At 61.8% G+C, this 17,652-nt stretch carries 17 protein-coding genes and 1 other RNA gene; 10 read left to right on the forward strand and 8 right to left on the reverse strand.

The features are described from left to right. The first annotated feature begins 104 nt into the window (after positions 1 to 104). The 6 genes from ruvC to NE852_RS18330 all read left to right on the forward strand — a co-directional run bounded on the left by ruvC (position 105) and on the right by NE852_RS18330 (position 4,432). Entirely contained in the window at positions 105 to 614 is a 510-nt protein-coding gene (ruvC, locus tag NE852_RS18305; protein WP_008533049.1) for a crossover junction endodeoxyribonuclease RuvC, read from the forward strand. A gap of 52 nt (positions 615 to 666) precedes the next feature. Beyond that, positions 667 to 1,281 (forward strand): Holliday junction branch migration protein RuvA, encoded by a 615-nt coding sequence (ruvA, locus tag NE852_RS18310; RefSeq protein ID WP_008533051.1) that lies wholly within the window; start codon positions 667 to 669, stop codon positions 1,279 to 1,281. Positions 1,282 to 1,364: 83 nt separating this feature from the next. Continuing rightward, positions 1,365 to 2,405: a Holliday junction branch migration DNA helicase RuvB gene (gene ruvB / locus NE852_RS18315; RefSeq protein ID WP_008533052.1), complete on the forward strand. Its 1,041-nt coding sequence runs from the start codon at positions 1,365 to 1,367 to the stop codon at positions 2,403 to 2,405. After that, on the forward strand, positions 2,406 to 3,308 hold the full coding sequence (locus NE852_RS18320) for a metallophosphoesterase (protein ID WP_008533053.1): 903 nt from the start codon (positions 2,406 to 2,408) through the stop codon (positions 3,306 to 3,308). Positions 3,309 to 3,315: 7 nt separating this feature from the next. Next, positions 3,316 to 3,837, forward strand: a complete 522-nt coding sequence (locus NE852_RS18325; protein ID WP_008533054.1) for an NUDIX hydrolase — start codon at positions 3,316 to 3,318, stop codon at positions 3,835 to 3,837. Between the two features lie 31 nt (positions 3,838 to 3,868). After that, positions 3,869 to 4,432, forward strand: coding sequence for a DinB family protein (locus NE852_RS18330; RefSeq protein WP_008533055.1), 564 nt, complete (start codon positions 3,869 to 3,871; stop codon positions 4,430 to 4,432). A 57-nt stretch (positions 4,433 to 4,489) separates the two neighbouring features. Here the strand turns inward: NE852_RS18330 and NE852_RS18335 are convergent, their stop codons facing one another. The 5 genes from NE852_RS18335 to NE852_RS18355 form a co-directional block, all read right to left on the reverse strand. Then, positions 4,490 to 5,872, reverse strand: a complete 1,383-nt coding sequence (locus NE852_RS18335; protein ID WP_258155908.1) for a virulence factor family protein — start codon at positions 5,870 to 5,872, stop codon at positions 4,490 to 4,492. Continuing rightward, on the reverse strand, positions 5,869 to 8,472 hold the full coding sequence (gene mprF, locus NE852_RS18340) for a bifunctional lysylphosphatidylglycerol flippase/synthetase MprF (RefSeq protein ID WP_008533062.1): 2,604 nt from the start codon (positions 8,470 to 8,472) through the stop codon (positions 5,869 to 5,871). Before mprF ends, NE852_RS18335 begins: the two co-directional genes overlap by 4 nt. Before the next feature lie 221 nt (positions 8,473 to 8,693). After that, positions 8,694 to 10,805: a mechanosensitive ion channel family protein gene (locus tag NE852_RS18345; protein WP_258155909.1), complete on the reverse strand. Its 2,112-nt coding sequence runs from the start codon at positions 10,803 to 10,805 to the stop codon at positions 8,694 to 8,696. 172 nt (positions 10,806 to 10,977) lie between these two features. Then, positions 10,978 to 12,009, reverse strand: a complete 1,032-nt coding sequence (gene gnd / locus NE852_RS18350) for a phosphogluconate dehydrogenase (NAD(+)-dependent, decarboxylating) (protein WP_008533064.1) — start codon at positions 12,007 to 12,009, stop codon at positions 10,978 to 10,980. A gap of 114 nt (positions 12,010 to 12,123) precedes the next feature. Further along, entirely contained in the window at positions 12,124 to 12,606 is a 483-nt protein-coding gene (locus tag NE852_RS18355) for an SRPBCC domain-containing protein (protein WP_008533065.1), read from the reverse strand. 55 nt (positions 12,607 to 12,661) lie between these two features. Between NE852_RS18355 and NE852_RS18360 the strand changes: the two genes are divergently transcribed. The 4 genes from NE852_RS18360 (at position 12,662) to NE852_RS18375 (ending at position 16,455) form a co-directional block, all read left to right on the forward strand. After that, positions 12,662 to 12,994: a helix-turn-helix transcriptional regulator gene (locus tag NE852_RS18360; protein WP_008533067.1), complete on the forward strand. Its 333-nt coding sequence runs from the start codon at positions 12,662 to 12,664 to the stop codon at positions 12,992 to 12,994. Positions 12,995 to 13,057: 63 nt separating this feature from the next. Then, on the forward strand, positions 13,058 to 13,594 hold the full coding sequence (locus NE852_RS18365; protein WP_037174402.1) for a helix-turn-helix transcriptional regulator: 537 nt from the start codon (positions 13,058 to 13,060) through the stop codon (positions 13,592 to 13,594). Positions 13,595 to 13,691: 97 nt separating this feature from the next. Continuing rightward, complete coding sequence (locus tag NE852_RS18370) at positions 13,692 to 14,675, forward strand: NAD(P)-dependent oxidoreductase (protein WP_258155910.1); 984 nt, start codon at positions 13,692 to 13,694, stop codon at positions 14,673 to 14,675. Between the two features lie 292 nt (positions 14,676 to 14,967). After that, complete coding sequence (locus NE852_RS18375; RefSeq protein WP_008533073.1) at positions 14,968 to 16,455, forward strand: esterase-like activity of phytase family protein; 1,488 nt, start codon at positions 14,968 to 14,970, stop codon at positions 16,453 to 16,455. 76 nt (positions 16,456 to 16,531) lie between these two features. Here NE852_RS18375 and ssrS read toward each other — a convergent pair. From ssrS to NE852_RS18390, 3 genes are all read right to left on the reverse strand, one after another. Further along, positions 16,532 to 16,690: non-coding RNA, 6S RNA (ssrS, locus tag NE852_RS18380), on the reverse strand. Positions 16,691 to 16,759: 69 nt separating this feature from the next. After that, the gene (locus NE852_RS18385) at positions 16,760 to 17,137 is read right to left on the reverse strand and encodes a cell division protein ZapA (protein ID WP_008533074.1); all 378 of its coding nucleotides are present in this window, start codon (positions 17,135 to 17,137) and stop codon (positions 16,760 to 16,762) included. 15 nt (positions 17,138 to 17,152) lie between these two features. After that, on the reverse strand, positions 17,153 to 17,428 hold the full coding sequence (locus NE852_RS18390; RefSeq protein ID WP_008533076.1) for a DUF4164 domain-containing protein: 276 nt from the start codon (positions 17,426 to 17,428) through the stop codon (positions 17,153 to 17,155). Positions 17,429 to 17,652 lie beyond the last annotated feature (224 nt).

The following is a 17,652-nucleotide window of genomic DNA, read 5'->3' on the forward strand; positions in this document are numbered from 1 at the left end:
AGCATCTGTTTTAATTCGCAGTAAATGGCGCGCCTAAAACTTGGATGTTTTTGTTTTGTTCACATATCGATGGCACTTATTTCACAATCGCTATAGGTTGAACCATGCAAAATACGATTCGCATCATCGGCATCGATCCGGGTCTTCGCCGCACCGGCTGGGGCATCATCGACACGCTGGGCAATTCCCTGCGCTTCGTGGCATCGGGAACGGTGACTTCGGACGGCGACATGGATCTCGCCTCCCGCCTCTGCCAACTGCATGACGGCCTGGCGGAAATCGTTCACAGCCACAAGCCGGATGAAGCAGCCGTCGAACAGACATTCGTCAACAAGGATGCGGTGGCGACCCTGAAGCTCGGCCAGGCCCGCGGCATCGCGATGCTGGTGCCGGCGCGCGCCGGCCTGCCGGTCTCCGAATATGCTCCGAACGCCGTGAAGAAGGCCGTCATCGGCGTCGGTCACGGCGAAAAGCAGCAGATCCACATGATGTTGAAAATCTTGATGCCGAAGGTCGAATTCAAAGGCAACGACGCCGCCGATGCCCTGGCGATCGCCATCTGCCACGCGCATAATCGCGGCAGCAACCGGATGCGGCAAGCGCTGGCCGGATAATGCAAATTGAACATTATTTCTCCCGAAACGCACCCTTGAAAGACCGCGCCCCATGATCGGCAAGCTGAAAGGCACCATAGACGAGATCGGCGAAGACTATGTGCTCGTCGATGTGCACGGCGTCTGCTACGTCGCCCATTGCTCGACCCGTACGCTGTCCAAGCTCGGCTCGGCCGGCGAAGCCTGCGTGCTCTTCATCGAGACTTATGTGCGCGAGGATCAGCTGAAGCTCTTCGGCTTCATGACGGCGCTGGAGCGCGAATGGTTTAACCTTCTCCAGAGCGTCCAGGGCGTCGGCGCCAAGGTGGCGCTCGCCGTGCTCTCGACGCTGACGCCGGGCGAACTTGCCAATGCGATCGCCCTGCAGGACCGCGCCGCTGTCTCCCGCGCGCCGGGCGTCGGTCCGAAAGTGGCGATGCGGCTCGTCACCGAACTCAAGAACCGGGCGCCGGCCTTTGCCGGGGAGGCGATCAATATCGCCCTCAAACAGGAACTCGGCGAAGGTGTCGCCGCCGCACCGGTTGCCGATGCGGTTTCCGCGCTCACCAACCTCGGCTACAGCAGAGACCAGGCGGCGAACGCGGTCGCCGCCGCGATGAAGACAGCCGGTGATGGCGCCGACAGCGCCAAGCTGATCCGACTGGGGTTGAAGGAACTGGCGCGGTGAAGGGCTGGAAAACCGATGATGGGATGTCGAGACAGCCGTCTTTTGGTGTATTGGTGTGACAGGTTTCAAAACGGAATGAGAGCATGAGCGAACCCGCCCGCCTGATATCGCCGGAAAAGCGGGGCGAAGATCTCGATATCACCCTGCGCCCGCAAACGCTGGACGAGTTCACCGGCCAGGCGGAAGCACGCGCCAATCTCAAGATCTTCATTGAGGCGGCGAAGAACCGCGGCGAGGCGCTCGACCATGTGCTCTTCGTCGGCCCGCCCGGCCTCGGCAAGACGACGCTGGCGCAGATCATGGCGAAGGAACTCGGCGTCAATTTCCGCTCGACATCAGGCCCGGTGATCGCCAAGGCCGGCGATCTTGCGGCCCTCCTCACCAATCTCGAAGAACGCGACGTGCTCTTCATCGACGAGATCCACCGCCTCAACCCGGCCGTCGAGGAAATTCTCTATCCTGCCATGGAGGATTTCCAGCTCGACCTCATCATCGGCGAAGGCCCGGCCGCGCGCTCGGTGAAGATCGACCTGTCGAAATTCACGCTTGTGGCAGCCACCACCCGTCTCGGCCTGCTGACGACGCCGCTGCGTGACCGCTTCGGCATCCCGGTGCGGCTCAGCTTCTATACCGTCGAGGAGCTGGAACTGATCGTGCGCCGCGGCGCACGGCTGATGAACCTGCCGATGACCGAAGAGGGTGCGCGCGAGATCGCAAGACGTGCCCGCGGCACCCCGCGCATCGCCGGCCGGTTGCTGCGACGCGTGCGTGATTTTGCCGAAGTGGCGAGGGCCGAAGCGGTCACCCGCGAGATCGCCGACGAGGCGCTGACCCGCCTTTTGGTCGACAATGTCGGTTTCGACCAACTCGACAAGCGCTACCTCAACATGATTGCCGTCAATTTCGGCGGCGGCCCGGTCGGTATCGAAACCATCGCCGCCGGCCTGTCCGAGCCGCGCGACGCGATCGAGGACATCATCGAGCCCTATATGATTCAGCAGGGCTTCATTCAGCGTACGCCACGCGGCCGTGTTCTGACCGCAATCGCGTGGAAACATCTGGGAATGCAGCCCCCCAAGGATCTGGAGGCGGCGCAGTTCCGGCTGTTCCAGGAGGACGACTGAGTGATCACCCGCCGCGGATTTTTCAAGGTTCTCGGCGGCAGCGTCGCGGGCGTGATGTCGCTCGGCGGTTACGCCTTCGCCTATGAACCGCTGGCGCGGCTCAGCATCACCCGATATCGGTTGACGCCTCCGGGATGGACGCCCGGACTCAAGCTCCGCGTCGTCGCGCTCGCCGATCTTCATGCGTGCGAACCCTGGATGTCAGCAAGCCGCATCGCCGCAATCTGCCATCGGGCCAATGAGCTCGAAGGCGATGTGACAGTGTTGCTCGGAGATTACGCCGCCGGCATGGACGTGGTGACGCAGTATGTGCATTCAAGCCAGTGGTCCAAGGCGCTCGCCACCCTGCAGGCTCCTCTCGGCGTCCATGCGATCATGGGCAATCACGACTGGTGGGAAGACAGGACCGCCCAGAAGAACGGCGGGATGGAGACATTCGGACACCGGGCGCTTGCCGACGTCGGCATCCCCGTTTACGGCAACCGTGCCGTCCGACTCGAAAAGGACGGCCGCGGCTTCTGGCTCGCCGGCCTCGAAGATCAACTGGCTCTGCTGCCCGGAAGGAAATGGGGCCGCGCGCAGATGCTCGGTCTTGACGATCTCGATGGAACATTGGCTCAGGTCACCGACGACGCGCCGGTGATCCTGCTCGCCCACGAACCTGATATCTTTCCGCGTGTGCCTGAGCGGGTCTCGCTGACGCTTTCGGGCCATACCCATGGCGGACAGATCCGCTTCCTCGGCCGTTCGCCGATCGTCCCCTCACGCTTCGGCAATCGCTACGCCTATGGCCACATCGTCGAAGAGGGGCGTAATATCATCGTCTCCGGCGGCCTTGGCTGCTCCATTGCGCCGGTCCGCTTCGGCGTGCCGCCGGAAATCGTCGTGATCGATCTCGGATAAAAATGACGTGACCAAGCGTACGCGCATTCGCCTGACTGAAGGCGTCGGGCGTTTCAACCACCGCATTGCCGGCCTCGGCTTTCGCGACGGCCACGTGCTCGTTCATCGCGCCGTGCATGAACCCTTCTGGACCTTTCCGGGCGGCACGGCCGAAATCGGCGAGACGTCGGTAGAGACGCTGAAACGGGAAATGGTGGAGGAACTCGGCGTCGAAGTCACCGTCACCCGCCTGCTCTGGACTGTCGAGAATTTTTTCCACTTCGAGCAGCGCGACTGGCATGAACTCGGCTTTTATTATCTGATGGAGATCCCGCCGGAATTCCCTTTCCGACCGGAAAAGATCATCCACCGCGTCGAAGACGGCGACAATCATCTCGAATTCAAATGGGTGCCGGCGACGAGAAAGGCCCTGACCGCACTCGATATCACGCCCTATTTCATCGCGGATGAAATCGAGACACTGCCCGCCGCACCTCGTCATCTCATCTGGCGCGACGGTAATCTCGATGACAACAGCCGACGCAAATAAGTCAAGCAGCACGCGAAGAGGAGATGCGCCGATGCCGACCTTCGATCCCGCCAGGGCATTTCGCAAACTCGCCTATAACAACGCCCTTGCCAACCGCCGTCTGCTTGAGGCCTGCGCGGCATTGAAGCTTGGCGAATTCGAAGCGCCGCGCACGAGCTTCTTCCCCTCGATCAAGGAAACCTTGAACCACATCATCACGGTCGATTGGTTCTATGTCGATGGCATGGAGGGCGGCACGCTCGGGCTCGCGGCCTTCGACATCGACGAACCCTTCGACGATGTCGTGTCGCTGGCGCAAGCGCAGGCGAAGGTCGACCAGCGCCTGGTTGCGCTTTGCGAGGCGCTGACGCCGGAAGGGCTGGTCTCGACCGTCCACCTCCATCGCGGCGACCGCATCCAGGAGGAGCGGATGGAAGACGTGCTCGCCCACCTCTTCCAGCACCAGACGCATCATCGCGGCCAGGTGCATGCAATGCTCGCAAGCACCAGCGTCGCGCCGCCGCAGCTCGACGAATTCATCGTCGCCGACGATGCGCGGTTTCGCGGCAGGGAAGTCGCAAACCTCGGCTGGAGCGAAGAGAAGATGATGCGGTAGGACATAGGCTGAAAATCGAAATCGAATTTCAGCCTATGTGAATTCCAGGCGCTGCCTCTAATCCTGCAGCCGCCGCTTCAGCCCGTCGATGATCGACTTGGTGAGAAGGTCGTAGTTCTCGTCGAAGTGATGGTCGCCGGGCAGCTCGACGACTTCGGCGCCGCTATCCTTCAGCGCTGGACAAGCAACATCGTCATCGTCGTCCTTGCCGTAGATGCATTGCACCAGCTTCGGATCGACATTCTTCAGATCGGCGACGGGATCGCCCCCCGCCCCTTCGGTCTTCTGGCCGAGCCAGCCGAGAACGGAGATGACGTAGTCGACTTGATGCGAGAGCGACAGCAGCGACATCTGCGTCACCGCGGCTTTCTCCGTCGGCTTGAGAAGCTGGTAGGTCGCAGGCACGACATCGGCGCCGAAGGAATAGCCGACGAGCAGCACATGCTTCACCTTCCACTGCTTGCGGTAGAAGTCGATGATCTTCGAAAGATCGCTGGCCGTCTCCTCCGGCTTGCGCTCCGACCAGAAATAATGGAGCGAATCGACGCCGACCACGGGAATGCCTTCCTTCTGCAGCGTGCCGCCGACCTCCTTGTCGATGTCACGCCAGCCGCCGTCGCCGGAATAGATCACCGCCATCGTATCCAAGGCGGGCGTCGCCTCCAGCACCGCCAGCGGCAGGCCGAGCGGATTGCCGAAGGCGCCGGATGCGGTGACGAGATCGTCGAGCGTATCGGCAAACACCGTCTGCGCGTCATCGGTGGATTCGCGGATCTCGATCGCGGAATGGGCTTTTTTCAGCACCTCGGCATGCGCCCTGCCGTCCTTGTCGGCCTTGGGCGTGAAGACGGTGACGATGGGATCCGGCAGGGCGCCGTCGCTGAGGCCATAGACCGTACGTTGCCCGACCACTTTCTTCGAAGCCGGTGTGCAAAGCTCCTTGGCAAGGGGAATTCCGGCGAGCGGATCGACGGCAAGCGTCTGGCCGATCGTCGCATCCGGCGTCTGCGCGGCGATCGCCAGCGCCAAGGCCCCGCCCTCGCCGATACCGGCGACGATCGGCAGGTGATAGGCGTTATTGCCGGTTGCGCGCTGCACCTGCTGGCTGAGCGATTCAATGTCCGAGACCATGTAGACACAGCCGTCATTGAGGCTGACGTCGTACCGATTGAGCGCCTCGATATAGGAGGGAAAGTCGATACCGATGACGACGGCGCCCTCGGCGACCATCCTGTCTGCCTCGCCCTTCTCATAGTCGCCCCAGCCGGCGGCATCCGAGATCAGCATCACCGTGCCCTTGACCTCGCCCTCGGGCAGGAAGATGTGCGGCGACGGGATAAGCCCGGTTTCAAAGCTCTGCGTCGTCTCCTCGGCAGCGCTCGCCGAGGCGGCCGCGAGCATGCAGGCGCATGCCGCGGCAAGAAGTATTGTCCTGATCATTTTCTCACTACCCCTTTCAATCCGCCCCCGATCAGAAACGTCGCGTCCATCAACGCGATCATCGGATTGCCCCCTCCAGAGACCGCAAGATAACGCGGTTGCCAGTGCGGATGAAACTTGGATTTGAATGCCCGAAGGCCTTTGAAGTTATAGAACCGCTCGCCGTGTTCGAAAACGGTGCTGCCGATGCGGTCCCAGACGGGCGCCGCCTCGCGTTTCGACATGCCGGAGAGAGGTGCCATGCCGAGATTGAAGTGGGTAAAACCCTGACCGCGCAGATATTCCATGATCTGCACGAAGAGAAAGTCCATCGAGCCTTTCGGCGCATCCGGCGAGAAACGCATGAGATCGATCGTGCCTTCCTCCTTGGATTCGGTAACGAGGATATTGGCGAAAGCAACGATCCCGCCGTCCTTTTTCAGGATGCCGACCGGCTGCGCCGAGACATAGTCGGGATCGAAGGAGCCTAGCGAGAAGCCCTTTTCCTTGGCGTTGTGATGTTCGAGCCAGGCCGTGGAAACAGCGGCGAGATCATCGATGATCTCACGAACATTCTGGGGTTCGACGACAGCAAATTCCAGACCGTCGCGCTGGGCACGGCTCGCCGTCTGGCGCAAGTTCGCCCATTTGCCGCCCTTCATCTCGAAGGTTCTGAGATCGGCTACCGCCAGCTCGCCGAGCTTGAAGGCGCGAAGGCCCGCATCGGCACAATGGGAAAGCAGTGCCGGCGAGATCTGGTAGAACACCGCACGGCAACCCGCCGCACGCGCTGCCTCGACGAAACGCCAGACGAGTTCCTGCACAGCGCGAGGATTGCCGACCGGGTCGAAGAGTGCGATCCATGAGCGGCCCTGCCGGCCGTACATGATGAAGGCGTCTCCCTTCTCGGAGAACATGATGCTCTTGTCGCCCATGCGCACCAGATTGGCGTCGGCATTGTCCTGCTTTCCGACGATCTCGACGGCCCGTGCCAGCGCCTCGTCGGTCGCCGGTTCCGGCCGGAAGGTCGCCGGCCGGAGCAGGCTGAAGATCGCGATCGCCGAGGAGATGATGGTGATGCCGAGCACGGCGCGTAAGCCGCGCGGCGCCTCAGCGGTGAATTCGAACTGCCACCAGAGCTGGTTGCTGTATTCAACATCGCGATAGACGAAGAGCAGGATGACGACAGCGCCGACGACGATGACGGCAATCGCCATCAGCCAGGACGCCGTCAGCGCCTGGTTGAGCAGCGAGGCATGGCGGGTAAAGAGCCGCCGGCTGACGAAAAGCCCGAAGATCAGGAAGGCGAGAAAAGCTGCTTCGACAAGCGCGATCGCCTTCAGGACCGACAGGGTCAGCGCGGCTAGAGCCGAGAACACGGCCACCCACCAGGCGCCGTCGAGTCGCTGGCCGAGGCCGCGCGCGGCGACGACGAGGGCCAACCCAAGCAGGCTGGAGAGGAAATGCGCGCCTTCGACCAAGGGCAGCGGGAGGTAATTGGAGAGGAATTCGAGGTTCTGGTCCGGCGTCGGCGTCACGCTCGAAAACACCAGCATGACGCCGAGCAGCAGCGCGAGCGTCGAAAGCAACTGCGGCATCAACCGTCCGCCGATGCGCCGCATGCTGGAGGCGGCCGGATGATCGACGAAACGGCGCAGCTCCGCCGCCGAGACGGCAAGCACGGCAAGCAGAAGCGGCAGCACATGATAGATGAGCCGGTAGAGCACCAGCGATCCGAGCACCGCATCGATGTTCACGGCACTGCCGAGCGAAGCGATGATGACGGTTTCGAACACGCCCAATCCGGCCGGAACGTGGCTCAGCACGCCGAGGCCGACAGCGATCGCGTAGACAGCAAGGAAGACCGGCCAACCGATCGCCGTTTGCGGCAGCAGCACGTAGAGTACCGAGGCCGAAGCGGCGATATCGAAGGCGGTGACGAGGAACTGACGCGACCAGGTGCGCGAATCCGGCAGACGAACTGCCACAGGGCCGAGATCGAGCACGCGCCCGTCGCGGCCGATGATCATCGCAGCGCCCAGAATGGCGACGATCGAACCGGCAATCAACCGCAGAAGCAGGGCACTGACACCGATGAGCGGGCCGATCTCATCGGCGATGATGATGAGAGCGATCGCCGCCACACCCGCGAGACCAAGACCGAAGGAGAGTGTGACGAAGGCGATGATGCGGCCGATGTCCTCCGGCGAGAGCCCGAGGCGCGTATAGGCGCGGTAGCGGATCGCGCCGCCCGAAAGCGCGCCGAAACCGGCGGTATTGCCGACGGCATAGGCGCTGAACGCCGTCAGCGCCACATGCGGAAAGGGCAGCTTCTTGCCGATGTATTCGATCGCGTTGAGATCGTAGAAGACCAGCGAGAGGAAACTGAGCGCCGTAAAGAACAGCGCCAGCAGGATCGCGCTCGGCCTGGTCGCCGCCAGCGCATCGACGACGTCGTCATAGCGCACCTCGTTGGTAAGCTGCATGATGGCGTAGCCGACAAGGCAGAAGACCACCAGTGTCGCGACTGCCGTCAACGGCGTTCTGTAACGTCTGAAAAGCCCACGGAACGAAAAACCGTTCGCCTCTTCCATATTTTCCAAATTGCCGTGACCCGACATCTCTTACCTACGCGCAATTTCCAGTGGCGGGGAATCATTTCCGAGAGACGTAACATGAAAGGCATATAAGCTCTATGAAGCCATGCCCGACGCTACCCCAGCCCGCCGCCTGCGCCTCCATCATCCTCAATTGGGGCGAATTTGCGCAGGCGGGGCTTAACGTCGTATTGCATTTTCGTAAGCTTGCGAATGCTTTGCCGTCATGACGGAGATTTAAGCATTCACGCGGCCGGCTCGCCGCCGGCCCGCGCGTGCGCAGCATAGCGTGCAACGGCAGCATCGAGATCCGCATCGCGATCGCCCGCCACCTGCACGGTCGGCACGGCGAATTCGATGCCGTTTTCCTTGAAGGCATTGCGGATCATCGCCAGCGCGTTGCGACGGATGACGAATTGCTCGCCGGGCTTCGTCATCATCGACAAGCGGATCTCGATCGCGAATTCGCCGAATTGCTCGACACCCTTCATCTTCAGAGTCTCGATGATATGCGGTCCGAATTCCGGATTGTCGAGCAGCGTCTGGCCGATCTGTTTGATCACCTTCTTCGCCTTGACGAGATCGGTGTCGTATTTAACGTTGAGGCTGATCTTGTCGATCGTCCAGTCGCGGTTGAGGTTTTTCACCGCGCCGAGTTCGCCGAACGGCACCGTCGTCAACGGGCCGCGATGATGCCTGAGCTTCACCGAGCGCAGGCTGAAGGCTTCGACCACACCCTTGTGGCTGCCGCTTTCGATATATTCGCCGACGCGGAAGGCATCGTCCCAGAGATAGAACATGCCGCTGATGACGTCCTTGACGATCGTCTGCGCGCCGAAGCCGACCGCAACGCCGACGACGCCGGCACCGGCGATCAGCGGACCGATCTCGATGCCGAGGCCCGAAAGCACCATCAGAGCGGCGATGACGGCGATGACCACGGCGAGGATGTTGCGGAAGATCGGCAGCAGCGTCTGCATTCGCGCGCGTTTGGCCTTCTCCTCGTCCGTCGCGGCACCGTCGAGCGGCGAGTCGAGCAACTGGCCGTCGATAAAGGCTTTGACGACGTGCCAAAACAGATCGGCCGCCAGCAGGATGACGACGCCGCCGATGACCCCGCGGGCTATTTTGTCGACCATCGTATCGCCGGCGGCCATCGTGTCGGCACCGACGCCCAGCATCCGCCCGAGCCAGATGGCGGCAAAGGCGATGATCAGCGCCCGCACACCGCGGTCGAGCAGCACCGTCGCAATGCGGCGCGTGGCAAGGAAGCTCGCTTCAGTCTGCTGCAGCGACTTCACCGCAAGCGTCGAAACCGCAAGCACGCGCGGCAGCAGCAGCGCATAGATGCCGAGCCAGAGCAGCCAATTGAAGCCTGCGACCCAAATGCTCCACAGCAGCAGGAAATAGACGGTGAACGCCCAGGATATCCCGTGACCGCGCTTCTCGTCCTTGTCAGGCCGCGACCAGACCGCCTCGATCGCGATCAGCAGCAGACCGATGCCGAGGAAATAACCGATCAGGAGCCGGGCGCTCTGGGAATAGCCGAGCGGCTCCGTCGACTGGATCACCGCCCAGCCGAAAACGAAATAGATAACGAAGATCGCGCAGCGGCGATACCAGAAGAGTGCGACAGCGCGCCCTGGCATGGTTGGAGCGGGGACGCCCTGCCGCTCCTCTTCGGCCCTGGCCAGCCCGATGAGATCGACCATCACCCCGCCGAGGCTAATCGTAAAACGCTGGACGATCAGCGCGACGACGCAGACGATCGCGATGTTCTGGCTGATCGGCGGCCAACCGAAGCTCAGAAGCGTAAACACCGTTGCCGCCGCGAAGACCAGCGCCGGAATGACGCGCGGCGCCAGATGCATGCCGGCCATCGCAGTCAGCCGGCGACGACGGCGGCGAAAGGTATAACGGGCAATGCTTTCGACGATCCCGCCGAGCAGGAAGATCGCCAGGAACTGTGCCGCCATGCGCTGCCGGCCGTTGGCCGCGATTTCCCCGAAGAACAGCGAGGACGCATTGCCGATCTGCGAGGGTAATGTCATCGCCGCATCGGAAACCATCGAGACGTGCCGGCGGGCATGCTGCAGCAGCCCGGACAGGATCGACATCTGATTTTCAGACGCGGCAGCGGCAGCGGGCGTCGCTGCCATCTGCGTCGACATCCACTGCTTGACCTCGGGCGTCTGCATGAGCTGCATCATTTCACGCACCTGCGCTGGCGGCGTGGCGGCCGCGGCCGGCGCTTGCGATGTTTGGGCGAAAGCTGAGGAAGCCACCCCCAATAGTATGAGGAATGCTAATATGCCCGATATGGAGCCTTTCAAGCCCACTGCCGCACCACGCCCCATGACCGCCCTCCAATGGAGTGTCAGCGGCCCGGATCGAAGCAGCCCCGACATTTCCCGTTTTGCAATGGATACTAGCGACCGTTGTCGTCAGCAAGCCGTAGGGAAACCATACCGATGGCTAGGAAAGGTAAGGGCCTTCTCCTCGTCGAAACGGCGAGAAAGCCCCCGGCCGTCACGATTTCGGAGCCGGCTTCTCCACATGGCCGCCGAATCCCGCGCGCATCGCCGACAGCACCTTGTTGGCGAATTCATCGTTGTCGCGCGAGGAAAAGCGGCCATAGAGCGCAGCGCTCAGCACCGGCGTCGGCACGCTTTCGTCGATTGCCGCCATGATCGTCCAACGGCCTTCGCCGCTGTCGGAGACGCGACCGGCATATTTCGACAGCGCCGGATCTACATGCAGCGCATCAGCGGTGAGATCGAGCAGCCAGGAAGTAATGACACTGCCGCGACGCCAGACTTCCGCGACATCCTGCAGATTGAAGTCATATTGGAAATGTTCCGGATGGGCGAGCGGCGCGGTTTCCGCATCGACCACATGCGAGGCGGCTCCGATATTGGCATGTTTCAGAATGTTCAGGCCTTCCGCATAAGCGGCCATCAGGCCGTACTCGATGCCGTTATGCACCATCTTGACGAAATGGCCTGCGCCATGCGGACCACAATGCAGGAAGCCTTGTTCCGCGGTGCTGACCGCAGCAGCCTCCGCGCTGCGGTTCGGCGAGGCTTCCGTCGTACCCGCACCAGGTGCAAGCGTCGCAAAGATCGGGGAAAGGTGCTGGACGGTGCCCTTCTCGCCGCCGATCATCAGGCAGTAACCGCGCTCGAGGCCGAAAACGCCGCCGCTGGTGCCGACGTCGACATAATGAATGCCCTTGGTAATGAGTTCGGCGCCGCGACGGATGTCGTCATGGTAATAGGAGTTGCCGCCGTCGATGACGATATCGCCATTCTGCAAGAGCGGCACCAGGCTCGCCAGCACCTTGTCGACGATTGCCGCCGGCAGCATCAGCCAGATCGCGCGCGGATGCGTGAGCTTCGAGACGAACTCTTCGAGCGAAGCGCTGCCGGTCGCGCCTAGACCCGTAAGCTCGGCAACGCTTTCCGGCCTGGCGTCGTAGACGACGCATTCGTGACCGCCCCGCATCAACCGCTGGACCATGTAATTGCCCATGCGGCCCAAACCAACCATACCCAGCTGCATAATGAATCTCCCGGAATGAGATGAAGTATCAACTCGGGAAATTAGCACCCGCATTGTGACAGGCAAGCGAAGTCTGGCGATGCCCTGCCGATCTCATCAAGACCGGCCTGCCCGTCAAACATCCGGCGCGCTCGCCGGCTCGCCCTTCATTTCGCTGAGATACATGCCTTCGCGCAAATTGATGCCGTATTCGACGAAGGCTTTCATGCTGCAAAGCATCTGCGTCCAGCCCTCGCAGTTGAGATAGGTGCCGCGCCGGCCGGCCTCGTCCTCGCGCCAGCCGTTCTCGGCGATCGTCACCAGTGTGCCGCCATCCTCCAGCGGCTTGAAGTTCATTTCGACCAGCGTCTTGTACCTGGTCTTGTCCTCAGCGGTGCCGCCATCCCAGCGCAGCACAATGCGGCTTTCCGGCACGAGCTCGACGACCTCGACTGCTGCATCCTTCCACCAGGTCACCGTCGTGCCCTGAACAAGCGGCGCGCTCGCCCCGCCGATCGTGGTGAAATAGCTGCTGAGCTTCTTCGGGTTGACGACGGCATCGAACACATCTGCGACGGGACGGCCGATGCGGCCGGAAACGCGGATTCCGAGAGACATGGTACTTCTCCTCTTCTCCATTGCACCTGGGATCATTATGTTATAAAAATATAACATGTCAAGCGAATCAAATGACGATCCGGTTTTCAAAGCTTTGGCCCATCACCGCCGACGTGAAATCCTCGATCTCCTGAAGGACGCCCCCCGCACGACAGGTGCGCTTTGCGAGATGTTTCCCGAGATGGACCGCTGTACGGTGATGCAGCATCTGAAGGTGCTGGAGGAAGCCGACCTGGTCATCGCCAGAAAAGAAGGCCGCGAACGCTGGAACCATCTGAACAGCCTGCCGATCAAACATATCCACGACCGGTGGATCAGCGCCTATGCCGGCCATGCGCTCTCGATCCTCGACCAATTGAGAAATGATCTGGAAAACCAGCCAGAGTAACAGCGCAACTTGTCCCGGCTCGCCGAAAGCGTAAGCTGGCCGAAAATATGGGACGCAGGACAGATGACGATATCGGGGTCAGGCATACGCCGTATGCGGCTGCTGCGCAGCATGAAGCAGCAGCATCTCGCCGAACTCCTCGGCGTCAATCAGGCAACAGTTTCGCGTTGGGAACGCGGTCAGCTCGCCCTTTCGCCTGAGCAGGCTTTCAGGCTGGAACGAATTTTCGCCTCGCCGCGACATGCCTCAGCCGATGCAGCACTGAAGCGACTGGTCGAGGATTCCATACGGCCGGTGCATCTGATCTGCGACGTCACGCACCGGCTGCTGTCCGCTTCCCGCTCGCGCCAGGCGGAATGGCGCGCACCGCTCGCCGCCTTTCTCGGCCGCTCGCTTTTCTCCTATGCATCCGCTGAAATCGCCGCCACCGAACAGTCTCTCGATGAGCGTGGCTGGCATGAGGGCAGCCTCTTGTCGCTGACGTTCGAAACCGGCGCCAACGACAATGCCTTGATGCCGATCGCAGCCGGCCGTGTGACATGGGAGCGGATCACGCTTTCCGACGGCAGCGCCGGCCGCCTCGTCACAACGACCGACTGAGCTTGCAGCTTTCCTGCATTCCCATGCATAATTTATGCGTTGTCTCCGGACACCGGTCTTTATAGCGTCCGCCGCCGAAGGGTCAGGAGAGGATGCGATGACGATACTGGTGACGGGAAGTGCCGGCCACCTCGGAGAGGCGCTGATGCGCACTCTGAGGGCGGAAGGCCGGTGGGCGCGCGGCATCGATATCAAGCCTTCGGCATTTACTGACGTGGTCGGCTCGATCGGTGACCGCGCCTTCGTGAAGCAGGCCATGTCTGGCGTCCGCCACGTCATCCACGCCGCGACGCTGCACAAGCCGCATGTGGCGACCCACGGCAATCGCGATTTCCTCGACACCAATGTCGGCGGCACGCTGAACCTGCTCGAAGAGGCCGTGGCCTCGGGTGTTTCAAGTTTCGTCTTCACCAGCACCACTAGCGCCTTCGGCGCCGCATTGACGCCGGCCGCCGGCGAACCGGCGGCTTGGGTTACCGAGGACGTGCTTCCCCTAGCGAAAAACATCTACGGCGTGACGAAACTCGCCGCCGAGGGCGTCTGCGAACTCTTCGCCCGCAAATCCCGCCTGCCTGTTGTCATTCTCCGGACCTCGCGCTTTTTCCCGGAAACCGACGACGATCCTGATATTCGTAGCCGCTATTCGGCGGAAAATGCCCAGGCGAACGAACTGCTTCATCGCCGCGTCGACATCAGCGATGTGGTCGCTGCCCATCTTCTGGCGCTCGAAAGAGCGCCGGCAATCGGCTTCGGCCGCTATATCGTCTCCGCCACGACACCGTTTTCGTCAGGCGATCTCGCCGAGCTCAGGAACGATGCGCCTGTTGTCGTCGAGCGACTCTTTCCGGGCGCGGGCGCTCTCTATGCCGACCACGGCTGGAAAATGTTTCCGACGCTCGATCGCGTCTATGTCAACGAACGCGCAAGGCGGGAACTCGGCTGGCAGCCGCGATATGATTTCCGTTTCCTGCTCGATTGCTTGCGCGACCGCAGGGAATGGCGAAGCCCGCTGGCGCTCGATGTCGGCTCCAAGGGTTACCACGACGAGGTCTTTGCCGAAGGTCCCTATCCTGTCGGCTAGAGCGTTCACGCAAAGCGTGCGGCGGTTTTGCGGCCACGACATGCACAAAATCGAAGATCTGAAGCGCGGCATGCGAACCCGAAAGATCGCGCCACACCGAAGCCAGTCTCTCAAAAGCGTCATCCAGATATCACGATCCCGCCTTAGACCGTTAGCCGGGCATATGGGGGACGAAAACCGGGGCTTGTTCCGCTCGCGGCAAATCGAATCCAAGGCCAGGTTGCATTTGAAGCGGTGTCCGGCTTGCGGGAGGGCGCCGTTGCAGGAACGCTTTTGACCGAGAGGCTATTTCATGAAGAACGTCAGATCATATGCATCGCGGCTGTTCGCCGCTGTTCTCGCGGCTTCCGTCGCCATTCCGGCGGTCGCGAGTGCTGAGAATTCGGCCGCCGTCGGCAGTCTCACCTTCGTTAACAAGGGTTTGGTCGGCGTTGGTCGCATCCCGGCCAACCAGCGCGACAAGTTCGGTGAAACCTTCGGCTCCGGCTCCGGCATGGCGATCGATCCTGCCGCCTGGAGCCGCGACGGCGCCAGCTACAAGGGCACACTCTACCTGCTGCCCGACCGCGGCTACAATGCCGCCGGCACCGTCGATTACCGCCTTCGCCTGAACACCATCTCGATTGACCTGACCCCGACCGCTCCGGGTGCCGCACCCCAGGCCGGCAAGGAGCAATCCGGCGTCGACGCAAAGCTCGTCGATTCCATGCTCTTCCTCGACGACAAGGGTGGAGACATGACCGGCCTCGATCCGGAATCCGGCGTTCGCCCCGCCGCCGGCAACTTCCCGCCGCTGCCGCAAGCGGCAAACGGCAAGATATCGCTCGACGACGAAGCCATCGTCCGCATGGCCGACGGCACCATGTTCGTCAGCGACGAATACGGTCCTTATATTTATCGCTTCTCGGCCGACGGCCATATGCTCTCGGCCACTCAGCCGACGAAGGCGCTATTGCCGATGCGCAAGGGCGCGCTGAGCTTTGCCTCCAACAATCCCGGCCCCGGCGCCTCTGCGCCCGATCCGAAGGACCCGGAGACCGGCCGCCAGAACAACCAGGGCCTCGAAGGCATGGCGATGACGCCCGACGGTAAGTTCATCATAGCAGTGCTGCAGTCGGCGGCCCGCCAGGACGGCGGCGATTCCAGCTCGACCCGGCAAAATACCCGCGCCATGATCTACGACGCCGCCGATCCTGATCACCTGAAGCTGGTGCACGAATATGTCGTGCCGTTGCCGGTCTTCAAGGACGCCAAGGACAAGACGACAATCGCCGCAGAGAGCGAAATCGTCGCCCTTTCCGACACGACCTTCCTGATGCTCACCCGCGACAGCAACAACGGCCAGGGCGTGAAAGGCGACACCTCGCTCTATCGTAAGATCAACATCGTCGATCTTTCCACCGCAACTGATATCGCCGGCGGCAATTTCGATGCCGGCAAGCCGATCGCGCCGAAAGGCGTCATCGATCCCTCGCTGACGCCGGCAACGCTGACGCCGTTCATCGACCTCAACGACAAGGCCGATCTTGCCCGCTTCGGCCTGCACAACGGCGCACCGAACGACAAGAACAATCTGTCGGAAAAATGGGAAGCCATGGGTCTTGCAAGCGTTCTCGACCCGAACCTGCCGGACGACTACTTCCTGTTCGTCGCCAACGACAACGACTTCCTGACGCAGGATGGCTTCCAGGTGGGCGCAGCCTACAAGGCCGATGGCGGTGCCGACGTCGACACCATGTTCCAGGTCTTCCAGGTCACCCTTCCGGGCCTGAAGAAGTAACGGCACGCTGAATAGGGTGGACGCGCAAGCCGCGTTCGCCCATTAATCCGGCATCTTCCTTGCGATGAAGGGGAAGGTGCGATCCACGACAACCGATGGATGTTTACGATCCTGGGCGCCTACAAACGTAGGTGGGCGCCGTGTGTCCAGGCCCACGGGCCTGGCCAGGGACAGCTCCCTTTGGATCGAGTATGGCCCCAGGGATTGTGGTTCCTGTCGAGAGGCGCAGACCGCATCGCGATATATAAGGTCGTTTGCGCTGGCGCGCCAGTGGCGACGGCGGGCCGTCCTTATTTAATTGAGATCAGTTGAGTTCGGGGCCGGCGCGGCCGTTCAGCTTGTCGGTGATGCCGCGGATTCGGCTGGAAACCTCGCTGAGCGCCGCCGCGAGGTTTTCCTCGGTGCGCGCGGTCGCTGCGAGCACGGTATCGCGATTACCGCGCAGCGTCTCGAGCTCGGATTCCAGTCCGGCGATGCGCCGCGTCAGCTCGGCAATCTCGTCCATGATCATGATCCCGGCCATGACGGTGATCCGGAGATCGCCGATTTCACCGAACTGACCCTTGAGATGGCCGACATAGCGGTCGAAGCGGATGGCGAGATCGGTCAGGTGTTCCTCCTGCCCTTCCTCGCAGGCCATGCGATAGGCCTTGCCGTCGATCGTTACCGTAACCTGCGCCATGCCACACTCTTCCTATCAGCGATCCAGAACCGCGCGGATCGTTTCCATGGCCGTCACCAGCCGCCGCGACACCTCGCGGTTGACCTCCTCGAGGCGGTTGGCGCGGAATTCGGCCTGGTCGAGTTCCTGTGCCAGCCGGGAGCGGTCAGCATGCACGCGGCGAACCTCGCCCTCGATCTCGCCCTGCTCGCGCTGCCGCTCGATACGCATGTCGACGGCATTTTCGAGACCCGAAATCGCCTGTCTCAGCTCGTTGAGCGCTGCTTCCATGGTTTTGCCCGTGGGCGTCATTTTCGATTCCCGTGCAGGATCCGCGAATCGGCCCTCTGCGCCGATCCTGTCATTTCAAGAGGATATGCAGCTCGCCGACGGCCCGTCAATAAATCCCGTCATCTGCCGGTCGGCCTATCCTGTGGATGAATGCTCTGCCCATGTTCGCGGCCGCGGATTCATCTTTTGTACAATCGCGTGATCAAATGTCAAAAATCACCGCGGCGCGCCCGGATTTGGCCCGG

The sequence above is a fragment of the Rhizobium sp. Pop5 genome (assembly GCF_024721175.1).
Classification (GTDB): domain Bacteria; phylum Pseudomonadota; class Alphaproteobacteria; order Rhizobiales; family Rhizobiaceae; genus Rhizobium.

Bases quoted from the DNA above. Each gene is read 5' to 3' on its own strand.
- NE852_RS18335 (WP_258155908.1), bottom strand. From the start codon at position 5,872: ATGATCAGGACAATACTTCTTGCCGCGGCATGCGCCTGCATGCTCGCG.
- NE852_RS18355 (WP_008533065.1), bottom strand. From the start codon at position 12,606: ATGTCTCTCGGAATCCGCGTTTCCGGCCGCATCGGCCGTCCCGTCGCA.
- ruvA (WP_008533051.1), top strand. From the start codon at position 667: ATGATCGGCAAGCTGAAAGGCACCATAGACGAGATCGGCGAAGACTAT.
- ruvC (WP_008533049.1), top strand. From the start codon at position 105: ATGCAAAATACGATTCGCATCATCGGCATCGATCCGGGTCTTCGCCGC.
- ruvB (WP_008533052.1), top strand. From the start codon at position 1,365: ATGAGCGAACCCGCCCGCCTGATATCGCCGGAAAAGCGGGGCGAAGAT.
- NE852_RS18330 (WP_008533055.1), top strand. From the start codon at position 3,869: ATGCCGACCTTCGATCCCGCCAGGGCATTTCGCAAACTCGCCTATAAC.
- NE852_RS18385 (WP_008533074.1), bottom strand. From the start codon at position 17,137: ATGGCGCAGGTTACGGTAACGATCGACGGCAAGGCCTATCGCATGGCC.
- mprF (WP_008533062.1), bottom strand. From the start codon at position 8,472: ATGTCGGGTCACGGCAATTTGGAAAATATGGAAGAGGCGAACGGTTTT.
- gnd (WP_008533064.1), bottom strand. From the start codon at position 12,009: ATGCAGCTGGGTATGGTTGGTTTGGGCCGCATGGGCAATTACATGGTC.
- NE852_RS18390 (WP_008533076.1), bottom strand. From the start codon at position 17,428: ATGACGCCCACGGGCAAAACCATGGAAGCAGCGCTCAACGAGCTGAGA.
- NE852_RS18370 (WP_258155910.1), top strand. From the start codon at position 13,692: ATGACGATACTGGTGACGGGAAGTGCCGGCCACCTCGGAGAGGCGCTG.
- NE852_RS18375 (WP_008533073.1), top strand. From the start codon at position 14,968: ATGAAGAACGTCAGATCATATGCATCGCGGCTGTTCGCCGCTGTTCTC.
- NE852_RS18345 (WP_258155909.1), bottom strand. From the start codon at position 10,805: ATGGGGCGTGGTGCGGCAGTGGGCTTGAAAGGCTCCATATCGGGCATA.
- NE852_RS18360 (WP_008533067.1), top strand. From the start codon at position 12,662: ATGTCAAGCGAATCAAATGACGATCCGGTTTTCAAAGCTTTGGCCCAT.
- NE852_RS18365 (WP_037174402.1), top strand. From the start codon at position 13,058: ATGACGATATCGGGGTCAGGCATACGCCGTATGCGGCTGCTGCGCAGC.